The sequence below is a fragment of the Bacillus sp. LNXM12-1 genome, from assembly GCF_003004375.1.
In the GTDB taxonomy this organism is placed as follows: Bacteria; Bacillota; Bacilli; order Bacillales; family Bacillaceae; genus Bacillus.
Genome location: NZ_PVWX01000001.1, coordinates 358,636 through 380,594, shown reverse-complemented (window position 1 = coordinate 380,594; position 21,959 = coordinate 358,636). Strand labels below are relative to the sequence as shown.

The window sequence follows — 21,959 nt, the reverse complement described above, 5'->3', positions numbered from 1 at the left end:
TTATTCATTAGAGAGTAAGAAAGGGATGACCATTTTGACCGCACATTCATTTCGAAATATAGCACTAATCTTCTTGTGCCTTTCCGCAGGAATTGTGGATGTGATTGGCTATTTGAGCCTAGGGCATGTGTTTACAGCCAATATGACAGGTAATATTGTGCTGCTTGGCATTGCAGCAGGAAGCTCCTTGCAGCTAACAGCCCTTCATTCCATCACTGCACTGAGTGGATTCGTTCTAGGGGTTTTACTTGCTGTTGTGATAGGCGGAAAGCATGAGAAAACATTTTGGCCAAAAGCCGTTACACGTATCTTTATCATAGAAGTCATGATACTACTTCTATTTGCTCTCATGACCATATTCCCTTATACACAAGGTGCTTATTTTATGCTGATTATCCTTTTAAGTATGGCCATGGGTCTCCAGACAGCGGCCGCCCGCAAATTAAATGTGGCTGGCATTTCCACAACGGTTCTAACGAGTACACTCGCTAACCTATTTGAAGATTTGGCTCAGCGCATTTCACACCGGGAAAAAAGAAAAGCTCCTATTCAGCATGTCAGTTTCATGCGAATAGGCTCTATTGTCTTTTACTGCCTAGGTGCCGCTTTAGCGGCATACACAGATGCGTACGATCCGTTTATCATCATTTGGCTGCCTATCTCTATCCTTGGGGTGATTGTGATCACTGCTGCATTGAAGCATTTTCACCAATTGAAATAGTCAATCGTTAGATGGCTATTTCAACGTTCACTCATAACTTCTCACATAAAAACCAGGAGGACGCCCCATAATGAACGTGGAGCCATACGGATATCCAGAAAATGTCCCGAATCCACCGTATCCAGGGAAACCGCCTAAACCAGAAAACACACCAGGGCTCACATAATACCCGCCAAAGCCGATATGAGAACCAACCGATCCGATATGTGCTCCCCCACCGCTAAAACCGCCTCCATGAAAACCTCCATAAACTCGTGGATACATACAATCACCTGCTTTCGTCTAACAACTCATCACATCATATGCATGACAAATGGAGCGGTGTTCCGACTTTTTCTTTTACTTCTATGTACAATAGACCAATTTGATAAAATGTGAATGAAAAGTCCTGCAAAAAATTAAATTAAGCAAAGAAAGGTGACCTTTTTAACTTGTTGCGCTGCCCTATGTTTATTTAGAATAATGGGGCAGGTAACAAATTTGCACACCCCCTTTGTTGCGAATTCTTCTTATTAAACGTTCTTGTAGCGTTTAATAAGAAGAGCCTATTAACAACATACAAAAAACCCTTGCTGACGATGATCAACAAGGGCGAGAGATAAATGGTGGATTAACCACCAATGATTTTTTCTGCTACTTCGAAAGAACCCGCAACGTTTTGAGTCAGAACTGACGCAGCGATCGCTAAACCTACAACGAATAATACTTTTAAACCTGTTTTCATCTTAAATCAACCCCATTCTTTTCATATGTAAATCCGCTTCTAAACTTTTGTTCAAGTAAAAAACAGACTGCTCATAAAGTGCTTGCTTTTCACAATACTTAGCAGCAAAATGTGAAAGCTCTTTTACTTCATGATATTCATTCTTCTCTTCTAACTTTCTTAATTTCTCATCAATTTGCTGAAATCTTTGTGGTGCATTCGTTAAGTAAAGGTCATGGACGATGCCTATTTTCAGCTGAAACACTTCATGAGAAGCATCTTTTATTCTGGCATACGCAGCCTCTATATATTGGCTTGCACGCTGCTTTTCACCAATCACACAGAGTTCCCGGCTGATCAGATACGTAGAATGGAAAAAGAAATCCGACTCATAATATTCTTGATGGGACAGTGCTTTTTCAAGATGACGTATTGATTCTTTCGGTTTGTTCCAAAATGAATATAAAATGGCTACATTGTGATGGAGCTGAGCCAGCATAAAGTCATCCTGCTCGCTTGTCAAAACCTCTTCCGCCAGACGATAATTTTCAAGCGCCTCTTCATACCGGCCGATCTCTGTTTGATTCGCCGCAATGAGAGAGTATGAAAGTGCCGTTCTTCTTTCATAATGCTTGTGCCGTTTATAGACGTGAAGTGCTCTGCGGATATAGCTTAATGAGAGCATGATATGACTAAGCCGGTAGTAAAGCCAGGCCACCTTAAAATCGAAATCAGCACGTTCGATCTCACTTGGAATTTTATCTAAGAGCTTTTCAGCACTTTGATACATTTGCAATGCAACCTCGTAATTTCCTTGATGCTGCTCATACACACCCTCATAAAAATCAAAATAGTAGGCAAGTCGGTTAGACAAGTCATCCTCTTTTTTTCCGTGATGACCTTCTATACTTCTCGTTGAAACACTGCCCTTTTGCCCTCTTAAATTGTACATGAGAATGTGATGCCTCTTCTCAAGAAGAGAATAGTACATAAGGATGTCCGCATCGTCAATTTCCTCTACCGCTTGTTTCGCTTCAGCAAATAACCGTTCTGCCTCATCTGCATGATCTTTTTTGATTTCCATGTTCCAGTCATTTAATAATGATGCCAATTCCGCAACAGGAATCTTGCTCATTCTACACCCCCAATCACTTTCAGCTGCATCACATGATTTCACTAAATATGGAACTTCTATTAGCAATTGCTAATTGTCCATTTGAGATCATTTTAATATGAATCACTTGAATCTTCAATAACCGTTTCCATTGAAAATGCGTTTCTTTCTTCTAGTCAATGATGTTTGCGTAAATATTTCACCTTTTTTCGGTTTTAAAGTACCCAATCATCTCGTGATGAAATGAAAAAAGCCCTTTTTTGGGGCTTTTTGTCCTTGAACGCTTGTGAGTAACGCCTTCATTTTTGTTTGATAGTTTATCTCTTTCAGTTTACTCATCAACAGGTTTGTCACCTTCTATCAGCCCAATTCAATGCTGTATACAAATCCATATGGTCTTTTATCATATGTGCCTTTGACTATTTTGTGCGATTCGCGTAAAGATCAGCGGCAGAAAGAGAACCCATGGAACTAATCGCAAAATTTACCGAACGAAAAGTCACTTTTAAAAGCTGTTCAATTAATCTATCGCATAATACGATATTACGTCATGCTCCGCCGAAAACGACGCCAGTTATACGCAAATAAAAAAACAAATCAATACACCTTTAAAAGTGTTAAAAGATTTATTCATACATTGTGAAAATTATCACCTTATATAAATAGGTAAATTTAAGGCATTTTTACAAAATTCGACACAAAATACTTTTTCTCTTTGATACTATTGAATTAACCTATTTACAAATAATAGGTTAATTCAAATTAAGGAGTTGTTTTGTTTGAAAAAATCAACATTAAAAAAAGCTGTATTATCTATCGCCTTTTCTGCAACAATGTTATTTTCTATGAATACTGCAAGTGCTGCTCCGTTAGAGTGGGTCAGAGATGCTTATCCTGATCAGTGGGATTACGTATTAATTAAACAAAATGGGGTAAGTTACACTCAAGTTTGGACAAGTAGTAACAGTTATTTCCTTGTAAAATGCGAAGTATTATCTAACGGAAAATGCTTTGTTTCAAAATAAAAATATTTACAAAACGACTTCCAATTTTGGGGTCGTTTTTTACTTCAAAGTCAAACTCCTCTAAACGGGTGCTTTAAATTAAACCTCATTGAGAGCATAATCCAGGTCTAGGAAAGTCTTTGCTTTTAAAAGTGTATACAATCTTTCACTCATACCGATTTCATTATATACCTTGTAATAGTTAATTTTGGAGCATATTTTGGTTTAATCTCCCTAATCTCTTTATACATAGGTTTTTCTTTACAATAACCCTATTAGCATTTTACTATATAATAAGATCAATAACTTCCGCGCCTCAGCAGCTCTAGAAGGCTAGAGCACTGTAAAACGAATTATAGCTGGCGAGCCGCAAGGTAAGGGTTCAGAAGCATCGAAAAGCACACTAGCTGCGACAGGTGAAATTCCGTAGAGCGGCGTGTTGCCCCTAACCTATGCTTACGAAAGGAGTGCGGGTTCGAATCCCGTCTGAGACGTATGAGGTCGATGGAATTGGAGGATAAAACATCATGCATGTGTTTGAAGAATATGTAAGCAATATCGGTAATCCAAAGCTGAAGCAGCGCACACAAGACATTTTACAATGGATTTTAGACACATTCCCTCAATTAGAGCCAAGAATTGCTTGGAATCAGCCCATGTTCACAGACCACGGCACATTTATTATTGGGTTTAGCGTAGCAAAACATCACATTTCTGTCGCACCAGAAGGTAAAGGAATCGATCACTTTTCAGCTGACATTGTACAAGCGGGTTACGATCATGGAAAAAAGATGTTTCGCATGAAGGAAAGCTTGCCAGTTGATTATCCTCTCCTAAAAAAAATCATCGAATTTAATATCGAAGACAAAGCGGATTGTTCAACGTTTTGGCGAAAATAAAAAGCACCCCGATCTGAGCCATTAACAGATCGGGGTATTTTGCTGCAACATGTTATTTTGTTCTCTTCCTTACAACTTTCTGCTCAAGCCACTCATAACATGACAAAATGGTATTAACGCTCCTTTGGCATATCGGCAAATATACAACAGCGACCGCTGTTAAACACGCTATGACAGCACCTGCTAAGACATCAAATGGATAATGGACACCTACCCAAATCCTTGAAAAACCAACGGCGCACGCAATGATCAGCCAATAAACATGGCGTTTGTGAAAAAGCCAAAAGATCAGACAAACAGAAAAAATAAAGATGGTATGATCACTCGGAAAAGAGTTATTTACTTCCTTTTGAATCAAAAGATTGACATGACTCATTTCGGCAAAGGGCTGCTGGTTGGAATAAAAAATTCCTGCAATTTTGCCAATTAACTCTGCCAATATGAAAGTAAATCCGGCAGATACGACCACCCGCCTATTGGTTCTGCTCCGATTTTGAAACCATATGAACAAACACATGAGCGCTGCTAACAGCACTGTATATTCAGCTAGTCCAATGAATAACGGATTCAAGTAACCATGATCGATACTGAGCTGATTCACCCACCTAAATAAATCTTCATTATATCCCTGCATCTCATTTCATCCCTTTTTCCTCGATTTATGACAAGGATAATTGAAATGAGATGACCGCTCCATCGATCGAACGAACAAACCATGGAATCATATGACATGTTTGTCACTTTGCTGTCACCTGCACATCATTCACTGAGTGCTCTATAGAGAGTGATGCTGCTCCCATTCCTTTTTTAGCAAAGCATATTGATACGTGTTTTCATATTTAGGGGTGCCGTCCTCATAAGTAGTAAATGAAATAAACTCAAGAAAAAGGCCTTCTTTCCGCATGCCTAATCGCTCACATAATGCCTGTGAACGGACATTATCATCTTCTACATAGGCATAAAGCCGCCTTGCTCCCTTTTCTACAAATAAATAGGTCAAGAATGCTTCAGCACTCTCACGTGCATACCCCTTTCCTTCATATGCTGCATTGAAATTCCAGCCGATTGAATACGTATCAGGCTCCTCTTTTAAATGAAACAACTCACCGATAATTTGTTGACTTTCTTTTAAACAAACCGCTACATATGAATGATCTTCTTTTCTCTTTTGCACTTTAGCCACAGCTTCTTCTAATGAAAAAATTCGATCACTAAGAAAACAATTTACTCTTGGATTGGACAAGTACTCCAGCACCCCTGCCGCATCTTCATCGCAAAACGGTCTAAGATTTAAACGATTCGTTTCTAATTGATTCATAAATGACTCCTCTTTGCATCATTTCGTGTTTTCTAGTCTCTCCATATTTTAGATGACATGCACCAGCTTTGACAATCAAGTTGTTGTGAAGTGTCTTCAAATAAACGAAACTCATAAAAAGCATTTTTGCTATTAAATAATTTGATCAAAACTGATAAAATAGAACATAAGTTTCTATTTATTTTATTAAAAAGGGGTTACTTGATATGATCAAAACAGTGGATGGTAACATTTTAGAGGCAAGTGAAGACATCATCTGTCACCAGGTGAACTGTAAAGGGGTCATGGGCGCTGGATTAGCCAAACAAATCAAAAGCAAATACCCCAATGTATACAAAGAGTATAAACAATTATGTACAGAACAAGGAGATGACTTGTTAAGCTCCGTTCAACTCATCACAACTAATGACGGAAAAACAATTGCCAACTTATTTGCTCAAACTGGATACGGAAGAAAAAGAATGCAAACTGATTACGACGCCTTACGCAGCTGCTTACAAAGCCTAAAAGACACAGTAACCCATTCACATGAAGAGAAAAACCGAACTTCCATCGCCATTCCTTACGGGATCGGCTGCGGACTGGCGGGCGGCGATTGGACGATTGTTGAAGACATGATTGAAGAGGTATTGGGTGATTGTGAAGTGACGGTTTATTGGTTTCGATAAAGTGAAAAGAAAGATTTAATTAGAAAAGAATATTGTGTTTTTCGATATTTTTGCTTTCGTGAATCGGTTTCTTTGACATGCTAATCAATACACAGTTGATTCCATATGTATTGATTTTTATTTTGTTGCTAAGTGTGTCTGTTTTGTTATTGATTAATAGGGGGCATTATTGAATAAGAGCACCATTTCTGCTTGGAATGATGCTCTCAATATGTTCTCTAGTCTTTATTTCTTTAATCTATCAAAACGAATTTTATAACATCTCTAAAAGTTACTCCAATGTAGAGAAGTATTTTTCTAAATGTTTTTTACCAGAATTACTTTTAGGTATAATACCTAGATGATTATATTTCCAAATAGTTTTTCTTTCATGAGGGTTTGTATTCAAAAGGTCATCATAATTAAATTCTATATTAAAATGCCCCGTTTCATCAAATATCATTGTGAAGTTTGTCCAAGGTTCTTGACCATTTTGTTCAAACTCTCTCTTAAGTTCTTGGATACAGTCAACTAATTGATGCCATCTTTCTTTGTATTCATGTTCACTCACTTCAAAAAGTTCAGTGATCTCATGACTATATACCAGTTTACCCTCATTTTCTTTAGATGAAAAATAAAAGTAAACAGTTTGAGAACCTTCAACTACCTCACCATATAAATACACCTTTCCCCATTCAATTGGTATTGTTCCCACTACAACATCAACTATCTCTTTATACAAATGTTCTATTTTTTCTTCATTCATTACTTTTTACCTCCATACACATTGTCGAACCTTTTGATTTCCCATTCATCATCACCGATTTTATATTTAATATCAAAAGTTTCTGGGCGTAGAGAATCCGCTTTATAGTTAGGTGTAATCTTCACTTTAACTTCATCACCATTTTGAAGAGCATCAGCCCAAGTATTTTCAAGCTTTTTCCACTCACCTTTGTTTAAATTCCCATTCATCGGCACAAGATTATCAATATCTCCAGATCCTTTAAAAATTGAAGCAATTAAATGCCCACCATCATCATCTAGTAATCTGTCAGGCTTTCCTGAATTGGATTGAGCGTATTGGTTTCTTTTGATCTCTCCGTATTTTAAATCACTTGCTTCGACTTTGACAATCCTTCCGTAGTGGTCGGTTGTGTAGGTGTACCCTTGCTTTGTTGAATAAACGACATTTGGTTTTAATACTTTTTTGCGTTTCCACCTTACATAGTGATCTCCGTAACTTACAACGGTTGGCGGTGATTTTGGTGCTGGTAAGCGTCTACCTGTCTGAGAGATGCCGTATCCTGAGTTGTTGTCTAGACGCTTTGCCATGGAAAGGAGTTTATTTTTGATATTCTCCCCGTCAAAAACGTTATACGGTAGTTTCCCTCCACCAGCTATTTGGAACTTTGGTGAGTATGGCAATAGATTCGGAATGGAGACATTATCTAATGATTTTACTCCTTGTTCAAGCCCTTTCTTCACCGTAGTTTTGGCCGCTGTTGTCCCTGTTTTTGTAATGGCTCCTGCCCCTTTAGAACCAAAGACGATTTCTGCTAAAGAACCAGTCGCATAGGCAAACCAGTGTGACCGAGAATACGCATCACCATCTATGACTTCTTTTTGGAATGAGTCTGAAATTGATTTTCCAATCGCTTTCGATGTTTCAATTGGGTGAGAAACAGCCGTTACGACTGATTCAACGGCACCTCCAGGGTCTGTTACAAGATCGTAGATGCCAACAACTGTATCTTTTGCCACATCATATAGACCAACTGCAGCACCTTTTACACTATCAACAAATACCTCTGATGCTTCTTCCTGCGCTTTGATTTGGAGCAGCTGGCTGTAATACATTTTTTGATCGTAAGAAAGATTTTCATATCCAATTTCGTCTACAATCTCAAAGTATTTCTCTACTGATATACACGAAGGATCATTGAGCTTTTCTTTCAATTCTTTGATTCTTCGTTTCTCTTTTTCTTCTTTTTTCACTTTTAAATACGCTTTCACCTGAGCATCGATTTTATCATGATTCTTGTACACATCTGTCTCATGAAATGCTTTTGCATCATAATACATGGGCTGAGCGTTCTTTCCTTTTCCTGTAGCAGCCATCATTTTTGTATAAAAAGTTGCAAGATGTTTCTCAATCGCTTCTGATTTTGCGTATTCTGTTTTTAGGGCATGATCTAATGTATGTATAGCCTCAATTGCATCTTTTCTTTTTTTGTTCGCATCATCTAAGTGCTCGTCTACTTTTTTACTGGAAAATGTCTGCAATTCAATCAAATCACTAATATCGTCAAAAATTGCCGTAAGAGCTTCTTTTTGTTCCTTGACCATATCTTGATTGTTCTGAATGCCTTGCTTCAATTGAGCGTCTAAGAAGTGCTCATCAATAAATGTACTCCCGCCTAATGATTCATCATCAAGCTTTCCTTTCACTCCATCTAAAAAAGCCTTTTGCATATCGAGAAAATCAAGATAAGTGTCCGTGTATAGTGCAAGATCATTATAAAAAGCTTTGATATTATCTGCACCTTTTCCAGTAAACTCGTCACCTAATCCCGATACACTTTTTAATGCTTTTTTCACAAGTTTCATTTCTTCTTGAAGCTCATGATAGGCCTTTGACCTCTGTTCGACAGCTGATAGTAAAGATGGAGCATCTAATATTTTCATATAAAAAAGACTCCTTTTATGGAATATTCTTTTACTAGAATACCATAAGGAGCCTGACACTTTAATCCACTTTATCGTTTTTAAACCAATTATCCTCCGTAGTGGTGGATTAAAATCCTACGCTTTTATGATCCTGCACCTCTTGAGAAAAGCAACACTACCTCATTTTTAGCATCTGCTTGAGTTTGTTGTCCAACAGGTATTCCAAGAATTGTACCTAATAGCAAAGCAGTAGTAATCATCATCATTATTTTTTTCATGATCATATGACCTCCTTTCCTATAAGCGTACAAGATTTTAAGGCCAATTCCAAGAAGTAGTTACTTTCTTCATAAAGATTTAACTTCTTATAAATGGATGCAACATCAGGAGCTAAAGCCTCTATATCAACATATGCTTTCCTTTCTTCCAAAAGACATAGCCCTTTCTTGATATCTTCATAGCTTTCCTGTGGTGTTGTATAACATTTCTCAAGGATATTGAATTTCAAAATAAAGTTTGTGTTCTGCTGATCTTTAGAAAAGGATTTCCCCTCAGCAACCCAACTTATTGCCTTATCCACTTGATTTGATTTATGGCTTGATCTTGCAAATTCATACGCACATTGTAAGTATGAAACAGGAGCTGACTGTTTTAGATCATCTGCGGAAATTGCTTTGTTGAAATATTCTATTGCTTCTATATGGTGGTCATCCTGAATTTTGAGAAATCCTAAATCATAATAAGCCAACGCTAATAATCTCTTATCATTCTTTTCAATCAGTCTATCAACACACTCCAAAAGCATTCTTTCAGCTTTGTCTAGTCTACCATCATCAATCAAATTTAATGCCAGCAACATATTACAGTTTATGGTCTGTATGCTGTAGCCTTCATGACCTTTGTAGATGTCCTTTGCTGTTTGTAGATGATGGTGAGAAAGGAGCGTGACCTTATTGAAATAGTAGAGTGTGCCAATTTTATAATGGAACTCAGCCTTTTCAATTTCATCATGTACCTTGTCCAATTGTCTCTCAGCCACTCTAAATAGGACTAGAGCTTCTGAATAATTATTCTTTGCACTCTCGTACATACCTTTGAAAAGATAAAAGTAAAACCTTAGCATGTCATCTGTTTTGACTCTTTCACTTTCTGTTATTGTTGGTTGCCCCACTAAATCTTCCATCAGTACCTTAAATCTATAATCAAGAATATTGAAATAGAGTAAAACATCTTGATTTTCTTCCATTTCGCCTAACATTTCTTGAATCTCATCCCTCAACTCTACTGCTTGTGAAACTTCCCTCTTTTTAATATGTAAATACCATTTGTTGAGAGTGTTTGCTACATCTACAGAGGAGATCAAACCTGACATCCCATTACCCCCTTGCTATCATTTCCTTTGTATAATTTTAACATGGAATTTACAACATATGTAAAGTCGAAGTGTTCATTTTAAAAGTTTTCGGTATCCCGCAAAATGCAAAAATACTTATCTATAAAAGGTATGTTTTATGTAGAGTGCATTAAAAGAGGAACGACATGGCAGTACAGAATTAAACATATGGATCCTGTAACACAAGAAGTAACAGAGCTTTCTAAAGGTGAATTTAGTACAAAAAGAAGCGCAAGTTGCTGCTTCAAAACATAAAGAATTGCTTAGAAGTGATATTGAAGTTGGTGGCGTAGAAACAACTTTAAAACAGTTTCTTTAGGAACACTAATTCTCTTTTTAAACATAGGTTTACACATCGTTTTCTTCTTTTCTGAATATAATTTGACCAAAATAAAAACCCCTGAAGCCAATGGCTCCAAGGGGTTTTATTTATTAATACTGAGACATATACTGATCGCGTTCCCATGGGTGTACTTGGGTGCGGAACATATCCCATTCGATTTCTTTTGATTCGATGAAGTGTTCGAATAGGTGATCGCCTAGTGCGTTGATCATGACTTCGTTTGATTTGAGCAACTCAAGTGCTTCTGCAAGTGTTGCAGGCAGGTCAGAGATGCCGTTTTCAAGGCGCTCTTCTTTGTCCATGACATAAATGTTTCTGTCGATTGGTGCTGGTGCGTCTAGTTTATTTTTGATTCCGTCAAGACCTGCTGCAAGTAATACGCTTAGTGCAAGGTATGGGTTTGCAGATGGGTCAACGCTGCGCACTTCTACACGTGTGCTAATGCCGCGTGATGCAGGGATACGGATCAATGGACTGCGGTTTTGTGCACTCCATGCAACGTAGCAAGGTGCTTCATAACCAGGTACAAGACGCTTGTAAGAGTTAACCGTTGGGTTTGTGACCGCTGTGAAGCTTGTTGCGTGCTTGACGATACCTGCGATAAAGTGTCTAGCAGTCTCGCTTAATTGTAAATCTGCTTTTTCATCAAAGAATGCGTTTTTGCCATTTTTGAATAATGATAGGTTACAGTGCATACCAGAACCGTTTACACCGAACAATGGTTTTGGCATGAATGTCGCATGAAGACCGTGCTTTCTCGCAATCGTTTTGACAACGAGTTTGAACGTTTGAATGTCATCACAAGAACGGATGGCGCCTGCATATTTGAAATCAATTTCATGCTGTCCAGGTGCTACTTCATGGTGAGACGCTTCAATTTCAAAGCCCATTTCTTCAAGCTCAAGCACGATATCACGGCGGCAGTTTTCGCCTAGATCTGTTGGTGCAAGGTCAAAGTATCCACCTTTATCGTTTAGTTCAAGCGTTGGCTCGCCTTTTTCATCTAATTTAAATAAGAAGAATTCTGGCTCAGGTCCAAGGTTGAAATCACTAAATCCTAGTTCTTCCATTTCCTTTAAGACACGCTTTAAGTTATTACGTGGGTCTCCATCAAATGGCGTCCCGTCCGGCTTGTAAATGTCACAAATAAAGCGTGCAACTTTACCTTTTTCTGCTGTCCAAGGGAAAATAACAAATGTGTTGAGATCTGGGTATAGATACATATCTGATTCTTCAATACGTACGAAGCCTTCAATAGATGAACCGTCAAACATACATTTGTTATCGAGAGCTTTTTCTAACTGGCTCACAGGAATTTCAACATTTTTAATCGTTCCGAGAATGTCTGTAAATTGCAGACGAATGTACTTTACGTTTTCCTCATTTACTAATTTTACGATATCTTCTCTTGTGTATTTTGCCATTTCGTAAAACTCCTCCCCTACAAAAGGTAAAATTGTATAGCAATGCTTTTGCTAATTGGTTAACGGAAGAACCTTGACATATCCCCCTGCCTAAAGGTCGTTCCTTGTTGGAAACGTCCAGCCTGAATGAGTTCTTTCTTCAGTAGCTTCCTGAGTTCATCATCTGTCAAGTTGTGCTTGGCTGTGGTTTTCTCCTCGGCCTTTGTATTAGACGCTGGATGTTCTGCCTCAGCTTTGGCAAAAAGTTTTTTGATTCCTGCCATGTTTACACCTTGTTCGATGAGGTTTTTAATTTCTAGTAATTTATCAACATCATGGAAAGAAAATAATCGGCGATTCCCATCACTTCTTGCTGGAAATACTAATCCATTTTCCTCATAATAGCGAATTTGCCTTGCAGATAATTCTGTTAGCTGCATGACAATCCCAATTGGGAATAAAGGCATTGAGCGGCGAATGTTATCACTCATCTCAACTGTCTCCTCCTCTTTGCTTAAATTTATTATATGTCATGTTATATTATGTGTCAACACTATGTTAGGAATATTAACATGGGTTTTTTTATTGAGCAGGTATGTCGATAAAACCTTGTTCCAATAAGGCATCTACAGCACTGCAAATCGCATTTTTCACATGGGCATACGTGAGTCCGCCTTGAACGTAGGCTGTATAAGGCGGTCTGATCGGTCCATCGGCTGACAATTCGATGCTAGCTCCTTGGACGAAGGTGCCCGCTGCCATGATGACATCATCCTCGTAGCCCGGCATATAGCTCGCATGCGGTGTGACGTGACTGTTGATCGGAGATGCATATTGAATCGCCTGGCAGAACGCAATCATTTTGTTAGGATCGCCAAATTCGACTGATTGAATCAAATCCGTTCTTTTCGCATTCCACGCTGGGTTCGTTTGGAACCCGAGCTTCTCAAGAAAACGAGCCGTGAACACTGCGCCCTTTAAGCTTTGCGCCACAACATGCGGTGCTAAGAAAAATCCTTGATACATTTCCTGGAGCGCATACAGCGATGCACCCGCTTCACTGCCGATGCCCGGAGATGTCATTCGATAAGAGCAAGCTTCTACCCATTTTTCTTTTCCAACGATGTAGCCGCCTGTTTTGGCAAGGCCGCCGCCTGGGTTTTTAATGAGAGAACCTGCCATAAGATCCGCTCCCACATGACATGGTTCTTGTAATTCAGTAAATTCACCATAACAGTTGTCCACAAACACAATGATTTCTTCATTGATCTCTTTTACAAATGAGATCATTTGCTCGATTTCTTCTATTGTAAAGGAGGGTCTTGAAGCATAGCCTTTCGAACGCTGAATGCCGATGACTTTTGTTTTCGAGGAGATCGACTCTTTTACTTTGTCATAATCGACTGATCCATCTAGCCTTAAATCAATGGCCTTGTAATCAATCTGGAAATCTTTTAATGAGCCTGTCCCTTCTTTGCCGCGAATCCCTACAATTTCTTCTAGCGTATCGTATGGTTTTCCTGTCATATAGATCAATTCATCGCCAGGTCTCAGCACACCAAATAACGCAATGGAAATCGCATGTGTGCCGGAAATGATCTGCGGACGCACAAGGCCGCTTTCTCCTCCGAAGACATCCGCGTAGATCTTTTCTAACGTGTCTCTTCCCATATCATCGTAGCCATATCCAGTTGTCGGGTTAAAGTGAGAGTCACTGACTTTATGCTTTCGGTAGCTTTCAAGCACCCGCCACTCATTTTGTTCGCTCTTTTGATCAATTTGCTGATGCACGTGTAAAATGTCTTGTTCTGTTTCTGCTGCTACTTTTTCTAAAATACTGCCGTGTTTTAATGTATGAAACATCTTGATTTAATTCCTTTCTTACAACATATACTTCTTGATTTGACCTAATATGGTCTGCTCCTCACCACTAAACCCGGTGATGTCATAAAGTTCTGCTTCTTTTTGAAATTCTAGTGATTCCACGAGCGTTTCTGATTTTAATGCGGAGATGAGCTTTCCTTCATACGCTGGAATCTTCACATGATATGGCTTTAAAAAGGTTTTTTTCAGTTCAGCCATGATATCCGCTTTTAACCGCTTCACATCTTCTTCGCGTCTCGCACTGATTAACAGATGACGATGCTTTGAAGATGGGATGAAATCCGGTCTGATTCGATCTTCTTTGTTATAAACCGTCAGCATTGGAATACGATCTGCTTCTAATTCCTCTAAAAGCTCATGAACCGTCCGTTCGTGACCTTCGTAATCCTCATTAGAAGAATCGATGACGTGAAGCAAATAATCAGCTTCCTTCACTTCTTCAAGAGTGGAACGAAATGCCGCTATCAGTGTTGTTGGAAGGTCTTGGATAAAGCCAACAGTATCTGAAATCAGCACACTGTAGCCAGATGCTAATGTCATCTTACGTGTCATTGGATCAAGCGTCGCAAACAGCAGATCCTCTTCATGACTATCTGCTTCTGTTAATTGATTAAACAAAGTAGATTTTCCAGCATTCGTATATCCGACAATGGCAATTTGGAACACCCCATTTTTCTTCCGGCGTTCCCGGTATCTTGTACGGTGTTCTTTGACTGTAGATAATTGCCCGTTAATTTCGTGAATGCGGTTTCGAATATGGCGTCTATCTGTTTCAAGTTTTGTTTCACCTGGACCTCTTGCGCCAATTCCGCCTCCTTGCCTTGAGAGGCTGATCCCTTGTCCGCTTAGTCTCGGCAAGGCATACTGAAGCTGGGCAAGCTCTATTTGCAGCTTCCCCTCTCTTGTACGAGCCCTTTTTGCAAAGATGTCTAAAATCAATTGTGTACGATCAATAATTTTCACATCTAAGGCAGTTGCCAAAGCTTTTAGCTGACTTGGAGACAGTTCGTCATTAAAAATAATGACATCACATTCGAATTCCTCGCAAAGCACTTCAAGCTCTTCTACTTTGCCTTTACCGATATATGTTGCGCTGTCTTGTCTATTTCTCTTCTGCGTCATTACGCTGACAGCTTCACCGCCAGCCGTTTTGGTTAAGGAAGCTAATTCTTCCATTGAGTATTGAAAGCGTTCATCCGTGACATGCGGCAATTGACAGCCGACAAGGATCGCTTTTTCTGTCATTTCATGTTCATTCAACGTCAGTTGTTTCCTTTCTGTACTTAAGTTTTCAGTAGTACCATCATACCAAACACATCACACGTATACCACTATTCGGATGGTTTATTTTAGTATCTCTTTATAAAAAGGATACGCCATTTTAAGTAGGCGTATCCTCTTTCATTTGCAGATCGTGACTTTTAATGGTGAGCAAATCTTTTTTATCATAATGATCCACAAGCAGAAGTCTCATGGCTTGAGTTCGAATGGCCTTTTCAATCGTGTTTCGCACAAACCGGCCGTTACTGAATTTTGCAGGGCTTGTGGTGCTTTTAATGTGCATTAAATAATCTCGCAGCTTCCATTCAGCTTCTTGCGTAAATATATATTCTCTGTCAGCCATCATTCGTTTGGCAATGTCCATGAGCTGATCGACTGTATAATCAGGAAAGCTGATATTGATTGGAAATCTTGATTGCAGGCCGGGGTTTAATGATAGAAAATGATCCATTTCCTTGGAGTAGCCAGCAAGAATGAGAATGAATTCGTGCTGTTTGTCCTCCATATGTTTTACTAGGGTATCAATCGCTTCTTTCCCAAAATCCTTTTCGCCTCCGCGGGCAAGAGAATAGGCTTCGTCGATGAACAAAATGCCGCCTAGTGATTTTTTAATTAACTCCCTTGTTTTTTGCGCAGTATGACCAATGTACTCTCCGACAAGATCTCCGCGTTCCGCTTCAATTAAGTGCCCCTTTGAGAGGACATTCATTTCAAAGAAAAGCTTCCCGACAAGCCTTGCAACCGTTGTTTTCCCTGTGCCTGGATTCCCTTTGAACATCATATGAAGCGCTTGTTTGCCTACCTTTAACCCTTGTTCCTGCCTTTTTTGATTGACAAAGATCCAAGCATAAATCTCTTTTATGTTTCGTTTCATTTCATCCATACCAACAAGGCTGTTCATTTCACGCTCTATTTCCCGTAAGATGCTGTGTTTTGCCTCATTTTTCTGTAAGGCTTCTAGGTATTCTGCCTCTGAATCTGCATCAACCAATACTTGCTTTTGTCCGTTAAGTATAATATTGATTTGGCCGTTGTTTTTATATGTGACAGCTCGCTCCAACGTATTCACCTCTCGCTCTTCTCTCTTTATTCTATTCGGGTGGAGCTGTAATCGTGACAATCGCCCGCTTAAGCCCAAGTTTGCTGTCAAAATGACCCGAGATACCGAATATTGTAGGGATTTCTGCGGTTTCCCAGGAAATGATGTGCTATTTCCATTGTATTCATCCAATTTAGGCGGACAAACCAACAATTTACTTTTTCTTAGAAAAATGTAGCTTTCTCATCACAAATTATGCAGAAAAGAGTCTCAATGATTTCCGCATTTTGTACAGGCAATTCTTCTATTTTCTCATAAAATAAAGACGAGGTGATGAATAGATGGTGAAGATTTTTATTGATCCTGGCCACGGAGGAACAGATTCTGGAGCTGCTGCTAATGGACTTTTGGAGAAAAACATCACACTTCAAATCGCACTTTTACTGAGAGATATCATGATTAGTGAATATGATGGGGTTTCCGTCCGCTTAAGTCGTTCAATTGACCAATCCGTCACTTTGTCCCAGCGTACAAATGCGGCAAACAGCTGGGGAGCTGACTATTTCGTGTCTATTCATGTTAATGCAGGCGGGGGCACAGGTTTTGAAAGCTTTGTGTATCCTGGCGTTTCAGCACCGACCACCACGTATCGCAATGCCCTTCATGATGAAATTGTTCGCTCGGTGGATTTTGCCAACCGCGGCAAGAAAACAGCGAACTTCCACGTTCTTCGAGAAACTTCTATGCCCGCTATTTTAACAGAGAATGGTTTCATCGATACGACAGCTGATGCAAATAAGCTCCGCAATGCGACCTTCCTTCAAGGCATCGCTCGCGCTCATGCCACTGGATTAGAGAAAGCCTTTCAGCTGAAAAAAAAAGCAGGTAATCTTTATAAAGTACAGGCTGGAGCTTTCAAGGTGAAAGCCAATGCAGATGAATTAGCAGCCACGCTGAAATCAAAAGGCTTTGACGCCTTCGTTGTATTAGAGGGCGGTATGTTCCGAGTGCAAGCAGGAGCTTTTCGTACAAAGCAAAATGCGGATGACCTCGTCGCAAGATTGAAACAGGCCGGTCACGACGCATTCGTTTTCCAATAACTGAAGCTGTTATAACGAAATAAACCGGCTCAAGTCTGCTGCTGAGCCGGTTTATGATTGATTCTTTTATGCTAAAATGTTCACGACAAATTGAGACCATGTTTCAAGTCGATCGAAGTATTCGGGCTTTTTCAAATCGGATGCTTTCATCCATTTTCCTGAGATTTGATCTGTTTCTTTCACTTCTACATGAGCACCTGAAGATAATTCAAGCGCTGATAACAGGCCAATGTGCACACGGCCAACACTGTTGTCATCATCATTAATTAATCCAAGGGTTTTCATCTCAAGTTTGTCTTCTTCTTGAATAGAAAGTTCCTCGTCTAGTTCACGATCCGTATTTTCTTTTAGAATTTCAGCAAAGTTTTTTCCTTCGATAAAATTCATGTGACCACCAAAGCCAAGAGATAACTTATGATGCAATCGAGTCTCTCCCCCGCCTTGAAGCCTTTCATATACATACACTTCGTCCTCACGCTTAATCACGACATAAGGAATCGGCTGCTTGAAGTCAGGATTTTCTTCCGCATCGCCTCTGCGCATCTGCTTGAAGTGCTCTTCGATTTCTTTCATAATGGTGTTGATTGTTTTCTCTTCACTATTCACACCATTAAACGCAAGCGTTTCGTTTTGGAACACGCGTGCGCGCGGTGCAACTAGTATGATTTCATCCATTTTTCCCATGTTCGGTAACCTCCAGTATGTAACGCATTGTATGAAATGGCAAAAAGCCAAAACGAGTGATGCGTTTTGACTTTTACGCCTTACTTATGATTCATCTCCAAAGAAGAAGTCGTCATCTTTTAACGGCTCAACCGTCGCTTTTTTGTAGCCGTTCCCTTTCATTGAGAAGAAGTCATGCGATTTTGTTTTTGTATTGAGTCCGTTCAATACAATTGGATTGATCTCTTCTTCTTCAAAGTAAGGGGCAAATCCAAGGTTCATTAACGCTTTATTGGCATTGTAACGAATGAACTTTTTCACATCATGCGATAAATTGACTTGGTCATATATATCTTCCGTGTAATGAAGTTCATTTTCATAAAGCTCGTTCAAGAGGTCAATTGAGAAATCGTATAGCTCTTTTTGCACGTCAGGTGTTTGTTTGTTGTAAATTTCTTGTGCTAATAATCCAACGTATACACCATGAATCGCTTCATCACGCAAAATCAAGTTGATGATTTCACCACTTTGCATGAGCTTTCCTTGTCCATAGAAATAAAGCGGGTAGTAAAAACCACTGTAAAATAGGAAGCTTTCTAAATAAACAGAAGCAACCATTGCTTTAAAGAGGGAAATCGGATCGTCCTTTTGAATCGAACGGTATAAACTGACAATCATATCTGCTTTCTTTTGCAAGAATTTATTTTTCTTGACCCATTCAAACACTTCACTGATCGTTTCAGTTGGTGCGAGTGTCATGAAGATATTTGAGTATGATTTCGCATGTACCGCATTTTCCATCATCGCCATAAAGTTTAATACCGCTTTACGCTGATGGCCGTCTACATGTTCAGCCACAATCGGCATCCCTGTATTTCCTTGTTCTGTATCAAGTAAAGTCAGGCCAGCAAGTACCTTCATGTACGTATCTCGCTCTTTTTCACCTAAATATTTCCATGTTAAGAGATCCCCGTTTAAGGAAATCTCTTCAGGAAGCCAGAACTGCTTCACATTTTGGTTGTAAAACATTTGTGTAAAATCGTCTTCGTGTTTTGACCAGTTGGCTGCATCATAAATTTTTGTCACGTTAAACTCTCCTTTAATCAAACAACACAAGAAAGACAGCCTTCCTGCCCTGTATCCTTCGTTCTTGCATAATAAAGTGTCTTAATGCCTTTATGGTGTGCATACAGATCGATGCGGTTTAAGTCACGCGTTGTCATCGTATCTTTCAGGAATAGTGTAAAGCTGATTCCTTGATCGACGTGCTGCTGAATCGTTGCGATCATATCGACCACTTTAAACATGTCCATATCGTACGCTTCTTTATAGAAGAACCAGTTCTGCGCTGAAAGACCTGGCATCGGGTAATAGGTTTTGCTGTTGCCGTATGTTCTTTCTTCGATACGTTCCATAATTGGCATAACAGAGGCTGTGGCCGATTGCACATAAGAAATGGAACCTGTTGGTGCAATACATAAGCGGTAGCTATGGTACATGCCATTTTCCGCTACAAAGTCTTTGAGTGCTGCCCAGTCTTCTTTTGTTGGAATGTGCATGCCTTCAAATAGTGCTGCTGCTTTTTCTGTTTTTGGTGTGAAATCATTCTCCACGTATTTATTGAAGTACTCACCCGTTGCATAGCCAGAGCCTTCATAACGATGGAATGTTTCTCCTTTTTCTTTTGCAAGCTCACTTGAGCGTTTAATTGAATAATAGTTCACCATCATAAAGAACGTATTCGCGAAATCTCTTGCTTCTTCACTTTCATAGGCAATTTGGTTTTGAGCCAAATACCCGTGAAGGTTCATCGCGCCAAGTCCGATTGATTTCATCGCCTTGTTCGCTTTTCGAACAGCCGGTGCATTGCGAATGTCTGTTGTTTCAGACACAAGTGTTAGTGAGTCTGTTGCAAGTTTGACCGTTTTTTCGATCGATTTGTTTTTCATGACATTCATGATATTTAATGAACCAAGATTACAAGAAATATCAAGACCGATTTCATCTTCTTGATCATAGTCCGTGTAAGAAGAGACCTCTGAAGCCTGAAGCACTTCTGAGCAAAGGTTTGAGAATTTCACTCGTGAAATATGGTTTAATGCATGCTCTCTATTCACATTATCTTGGAACATGATATATGGATAGCCTGATTCTGAGCGAAGAACAGCCAATTTTTCAAGAAGCTTTCTCGGATTGACTTTTTCTTTTTTGATTTCCGGGTTTTCTACAAGCTCATCATACATTTCTTCCATGTCCATCTCATCAAGATGCTGTCCATATTCTTTATAGACTGTGTGTGGATAGAAGGTGTAAGCTGTTTTATCTTCTCTTGCCAGCTCGATAAATTTGTCCGGGATGACAACACCGATGGACAATGTTTTCACACGAACATCTTCATCAGCAGAGATTTTTTTTGTATCTAAGAAATCATTGATATCTCTGTGGAAAATATTGAGGTAAGCACTGCCTGATCCTTGTCTTTGTCCCATTTGATCTGCATATCTGAATGCATTATCAAGAAGCTTCATCACGCCGACGACACCTTTTGTCGCGTTTTCAACATCTTTGATTGCTTCGCCTTTTGCACGAAGTTTTGACAGGTTCAAACTGACGCCGCCGCCTAGTTTTGAAAGCTGCATTGAAATATCAATCGCTCTTGAAATATCGTTTAATGAGTCATTCACTTCAAGCAAGAAACAGCTCACAAGCTCACCGCGTCTTTTACGTCCAGCGTTTAAGAATGTTGGTGTACTTGGCTGGTACTCCTGATTGATCATCAGTTCTACAAACTCAAGTGCTTTTTCTTTATCTCCGCCCGCAAAGAAAAGCGCTACAACTGAAATGCGGTCTTCATAGCGTTCAAGGATTTTCTTTTTATCATTTGTTTTCAGCGCATAGTCGTTGTAAAACTTAAACGCACTCATGAATGATGGGAATCTAAATTTCTTCGCATATGCAGCTTCAAATACTTCTTTAATATCTGCCATGCTGTATTGTCTTAAAAATTCTTCCTCATAGTAGTCGTTTTCTATTAAGTAATCAATCTTCTCTTCTAAGTTGTGAAAGAAGACCGTGTTTTGATTAATATAATCTACGAAATAACTATGTACAGCTTCTTTGTCCTTATCAAACTGAAACTTTCCTTCTTTTTGAATCATAATCTCGTTATTTAATTGTATCCACTTTGGAACCTGATTTTGTGACAATTCTTTCTACCTCCTGTGTAAACAATTCAACATCCCTTTTTGTTCCGCTTAGTTCAAAGGTGTGCAAAATAGGAACTTGATATTGTTTAGAAATCGTATCGGCGCTTTTGGCAAAATTATCTCCCCACACTTTGTTTCCACTCACCGCTACACCTAGTAAAAGGTGAGCATTTTTCTCTAAAAAGGACTGAGTGGTACTAGGGACTTGTCCAAATCCTGTCGTAAAGGTGACGAGAATAAACGGCGTATCCAAAAACTCTTCTCCAGTCAATTTTCGTTTGTCTGTAAAAGGGGTCTTGTCCAAAAAGCGTTGAACATTTCCCGTTTTTGAATCAAATACGATTTGAATCAATTCCATCACGACCTAGTTTTTAGTATTGTTGATCATTTCGTTATTCACTATATATAGTATACTATGTTTTTTCAAAACACAACATATAGATGTTCGAAACGAAAAAAATCAACCAACCCGGCCGAACATTCATAGCCGAACTCGTACGTTCAAATAAATAGAGCAGAACAGGATCTAAAAATAGACTGCTCTACTCCCTATTCAACTGAAACCGAAATC

The 21,959-nt window shown here is 39.2% G+C and carries 22 protein-coding genes; 5 read left to right on the top strand and 17 right to left on the bottom strand.

Going from position 1 to position 21,959, the window contains the following annotated elements; all coding sequences use genetic code 11:
* Positions 1-25: 25 nt before the first annotated feature.
* Positions 26-721, top strand: coding sequence for a YoaK family protein (locus C6Y07_RS01915; RefSeq protein ID WP_106030930.1), 696 nt, complete (start codon positions 26-28; stop codon positions 719-721).
* Positions 722-748: 27 nt separating this feature from the next.
* Here the strand turns inward: C6Y07_RS01915 and C6Y07_RS01910 are convergent, their stop codons facing one another.
* Together C6Y07_RS01910 and C6Y07_RS01905 are read right to left on the bottom strand one after the other, a co-directional pair.
* Entirely contained in the window at positions 749-985 is a 237-nt protein-coding gene (locus C6Y07_RS01910; RefSeq protein ID WP_060596409.1) for a hypothetical protein, read from the bottom strand.
* Between the two features lie 461 nt (positions 986-1,446).
* Positions 1,447-2,559, bottom strand: a complete 1,113-nt coding sequence (locus tag C6Y07_RS01905; protein ID WP_106156169.1) for a Rap family tetratricopeptide repeat protein — start codon at positions 2,557-2,559, stop codon at positions 1,447-1,449.
* A 758-nt stretch (positions 2,560-3,317) separates the two neighbouring features.
* Here C6Y07_RS01905 and C6Y07_RS01900 point away from each other — a divergent pair.
* Both C6Y07_RS01900 and C6Y07_RS01890 read left to right on the top strand, forming a co-directional pair.
* Positions 3,318-3,563, top strand: coding sequence for a hypothetical protein (locus C6Y07_RS01900; protein ID WP_034660753.1), 246 nt, complete (start codon positions 3,318-3,320; stop codon positions 3,561-3,563).
* Positions 3,564-4,069: 506 nt separating this feature from the next.
* Positions 4,070-4,441, top strand: coding sequence for an iron chaperone (locus tag C6Y07_RS01890; protein WP_034660752.1), 372 nt, complete (start codon positions 4,070-4,072; stop codon positions 4,439-4,441).
* A 52-nt stretch (positions 4,442-4,493) separates the two neighbouring features.
* On the opposite strand, the gene C6Y07_RS01885 is transcribed toward C6Y07_RS01890, so the two are convergent.
* Entirely contained in the window at positions 4,494-5,075 is a 582-nt protein-coding gene (locus C6Y07_RS01885) for an undecaprenyl-diphosphatase (RefSeq protein WP_066030866.1), read from the bottom strand.
* A gap of 141 nt (positions 5,076-5,216) precedes the next feature.
* Positions 5,217-5,759, bottom strand: a complete 543-nt coding sequence (locus C6Y07_RS01880) for a GNAT family N-acetyltransferase (RefSeq protein ID WP_066030867.1) — start codon at positions 5,757-5,759, stop codon at positions 5,217-5,219.
* A 206-nt stretch (positions 5,760-5,965) separates the two neighbouring features.
* Between C6Y07_RS01880 and C6Y07_RS01875 the strand changes: the two genes are divergently transcribed.
* The gene (locus C6Y07_RS01875) at positions 5,966-6,427 is read left to right on the top strand and encodes a macro domain-containing protein (protein WP_060596379.1); all 462 of its coding nucleotides are present in this window, start codon (positions 5,966-5,968) and stop codon (positions 6,425-6,427) included.
* A gap of 271 nt (positions 6,428-6,698) precedes the next feature.
* On the opposite strand, the gene C6Y07_RS01870 is transcribed toward C6Y07_RS01875, so the two are convergent.
* From C6Y07_RS01870 to spoVK, 9 genes are all read right to left on the bottom strand, one after another.
* Positions 6,699-7,172 carry an antitoxin YezG family protein gene (locus C6Y07_RS01870; protein ID WP_060596377.1) on the bottom strand — a complete coding sequence of 158 codons (474 nt, stop codon included), beginning with the start codon at positions 7,170-7,172 and terminating at the stop codon, positions 6,699-6,701.
* Complete coding sequence (locus tag C6Y07_RS01865; RefSeq protein ID WP_066030868.1) at positions 7,172-9,094, bottom strand: T7SS effector LXG polymorphic toxin; 1,923 nt, start codon at positions 9,092-9,094, stop codon at positions 7,172-7,174. Before C6Y07_RS01865 ends, C6Y07_RS01870 begins: the two co-directional genes overlap by 1 nt.
* Positions 9,095-9,219: 125 nt before the next feature.
* Positions 9,220-9,354, bottom strand: a complete 135-nt coding sequence (locus tag C6Y07_RS19175; protein WP_258182056.1) for a hypothetical protein — start codon at positions 9,352-9,354, stop codon at positions 9,220-9,222.
* A gap of 2 nt (positions 9,355-9,356) precedes the next feature.
* A complete protein-coding gene (locus tag C6Y07_RS01860) occupies positions 9,357-10,448 on the bottom strand; it encodes a Rap family tetratricopeptide repeat protein (protein ID WP_106061489.1) in 1,092 nt (363 codons plus the stop codon).
* A 453-nt stretch (positions 10,449-10,901) separates the two neighbouring features.
* Positions 10,902-12,236: a type I glutamate--ammonia ligase gene (gene glnA / locus C6Y07_RS01850; protein WP_060596374.1), complete on the bottom strand. Its 1,335-nt coding sequence runs from the start codon at positions 12,234-12,236 to the stop codon at positions 10,902-10,904.
* A 59-nt stretch (positions 12,237-12,295) separates the two neighbouring features.
* Positions 12,296-12,706 (bottom strand): MerR family transcriptional regulator, encoded by a 411-nt coding sequence (locus tag C6Y07_RS01845; RefSeq protein WP_060596372.1) that lies wholly within the window; start codon positions 12,704-12,706, stop codon positions 12,296-12,298.
* Between the two features lie 91 nt (positions 12,707-12,797).
* Complete coding sequence (locus tag C6Y07_RS01840) at positions 12,798-14,078, bottom strand: methionine gamma-lyase family protein (protein WP_060596370.1); 1,281 nt, start codon at positions 14,076-14,078, stop codon at positions 12,798-12,800.
* Between the two features lie 18 nt (positions 14,079-14,096).
* On the bottom strand, positions 14,097-15,359 hold the full coding sequence (gene hflX / locus C6Y07_RS01835; RefSeq protein ID WP_106061490.1) for a GTPase HflX: 1,263 nt from the start codon (positions 15,357-15,359) through the stop codon (positions 14,097-14,099).
* A gap of 121 nt (positions 15,360-15,480) precedes the next feature.
* Entirely contained in the window at positions 15,481-16,440 is a 960-nt protein-coding gene (spoVK, locus tag C6Y07_RS01830; protein WP_034662129.1) for a stage V sporulation protein K, read from the bottom strand.
* A 320-nt stretch (positions 16,441-16,760) separates the two neighbouring features.
* On the opposite strand from spoVK, the gene C6Y07_RS01825 reads away from it, so the two are divergent.
* The gene (locus C6Y07_RS01825) at positions 16,761-17,519 is read left to right on the top strand and encodes an N-acetylmuramoyl-L-alanine amidase (protein WP_106047822.1); all 759 of its coding nucleotides are present in this window, start codon (positions 16,761-16,763) and stop codon (positions 17,517-17,519) included.
* A gap of 66 nt (positions 17,520-17,585) precedes the next feature.
* On the opposite strand, the gene C6Y07_RS01820 is transcribed toward C6Y07_RS01825, so the two are convergent.
* From C6Y07_RS01820 to nrdI, 4 genes are all read right to left on the bottom strand, one after another.
* On the bottom strand, positions 17,586-18,203 hold the full coding sequence (locus C6Y07_RS01820) for a hypothetical protein (protein WP_066030873.1): 618 nt from the start codon (positions 18,201-18,203) through the stop codon (positions 17,586-17,588).
* A gap of 84 nt (positions 18,204-18,287) precedes the next feature.
* Entirely contained in the window at positions 18,288-19,268 is a 981-nt protein-coding gene (gene nrdF, locus C6Y07_RS01815; RefSeq protein ID WP_024424085.1) for a class 1b ribonucleoside-diphosphate reductase subunit beta, read from the bottom strand.
* 17 nt (positions 19,269-19,285) lie between these two features.
* Entirely contained in the window at positions 19,286-21,388 is a 2,103-nt protein-coding gene (nrdE, locus tag C6Y07_RS01810; protein WP_066030874.1) for a class 1b ribonucleoside-diphosphate reductase subunit alpha, read from the bottom strand.
* Positions 21,348-21,740, bottom strand: coding sequence for a class Ib ribonucleoside-diphosphate reductase assembly flavoprotein NrdI (gene nrdI, locus C6Y07_RS01805; protein ID WP_008360380.1), 393 nt, complete (start codon positions 21,738-21,740; stop codon positions 21,348-21,350). The genes nrdE and nrdI overlap by 41 nt, the downstream gene beginning before the upstream one ends.
* Positions 21,741-21,959 lie beyond the last annotated feature (219 nt).

Bases quoted from the DNA above. Each gene is read 5' to 3' on its own strand.
- C6Y07_RS01905 (WP_106156169.1), bottom strand. From the start codon at position 2,559: ATGAGCAAGATTCCTGTTGCGGAATTGGCATCATTATTAAATGACTGG.
- C6Y07_RS01865 (WP_066030868.1), bottom strand. From the start codon at position 9,094: ATGAAAATATTAGATGCTCCATCTTTACTATCAGCTGTCGAACAGAGG.
- C6Y07_RS01880 (WP_066030867.1), bottom strand. From the start codon at position 5,759: ATGAATCAATTAGAAACGAATCGTTTAAATCTTAGACCGTTTTGCGAT.
- C6Y07_RS01840 (WP_060596370.1), bottom strand. From the start codon at position 14,078: ATGTTTCATACATTAAAACACGGCAGTATTTTAGAAAAAGTAGCAGCA.
- C6Y07_RS01915 (WP_106030930.1), top strand. From the start codon at position 26: ATGACCATTTTGACCGCACATTCATTTCGAAATATAGCACTAATCTTC.
- C6Y07_RS01890 (WP_034660752.1), top strand. From the start codon at position 4,070: ATGCATGTGTTTGAAGAATATGTAAGCAATATCGGTAATCCAAAGCTG.
- glnA (WP_060596374.1), bottom strand. From the start codon at position 12,236: ATGGCAAAATACACAAGAGAAGATATCGTAAAATTAGTAAATGAGGAA.
- C6Y07_RS01845 (WP_060596372.1), bottom strand. From the start codon at position 12,706: ATGAGTGATAACATTCGCCGCTCAATGCCTTTATTCCCAATTGGGATT.
- C6Y07_RS01885 (WP_066030866.1), bottom strand. From the start codon at position 5,075: ATGCAGGGATATAATGAAGATTTATTTAGGTGGGTGAATCAGCTCAGT.
- C6Y07_RS01820 (WP_066030873.1), bottom strand. From the start codon at position 18,203: ATGGGAAAAATGGATGAAATCATACTAGTTGCACCGCGCGCACGCGTG.
- C6Y07_RS01825 (WP_106047822.1), top strand. From the start codon at position 16,761: ATGGTGAAGATTTTTATTGATCCTGGCCACGGAGGAACAGATTCTGGA.
- C6Y07_RS19175 (WP_258182056.1), bottom strand. From the start codon at position 9,354: ATGAAAAAAATAATGATGATGATTACTACTGCTTTGCTATTAGGTACA.
- C6Y07_RS01910 (WP_060596409.1), bottom strand. From the start codon at position 985: ATGTATCCACGAGTTTATGGAGGTTTTCATGGAGGCGGTTTTAGCGGT.
- C6Y07_RS01860 (WP_106061489.1), bottom strand. From the start codon at position 10,448: ATGTCAGGTTTGATCTCCTCTGTAGATGTAGCAAACACTCTCAACAAA.
- C6Y07_RS01870 (WP_060596377.1), bottom strand. From the start codon at position 7,172: ATGAATGAAGAAAAAATAGAACATTTGTATAAAGAGATAGTTGATGTT.
- C6Y07_RS01875 (WP_060596379.1), top strand. From the start codon at position 5,966: ATGATCAAAACAGTGGATGGTAACATTTTAGAGGCAAGTGAAGACATC.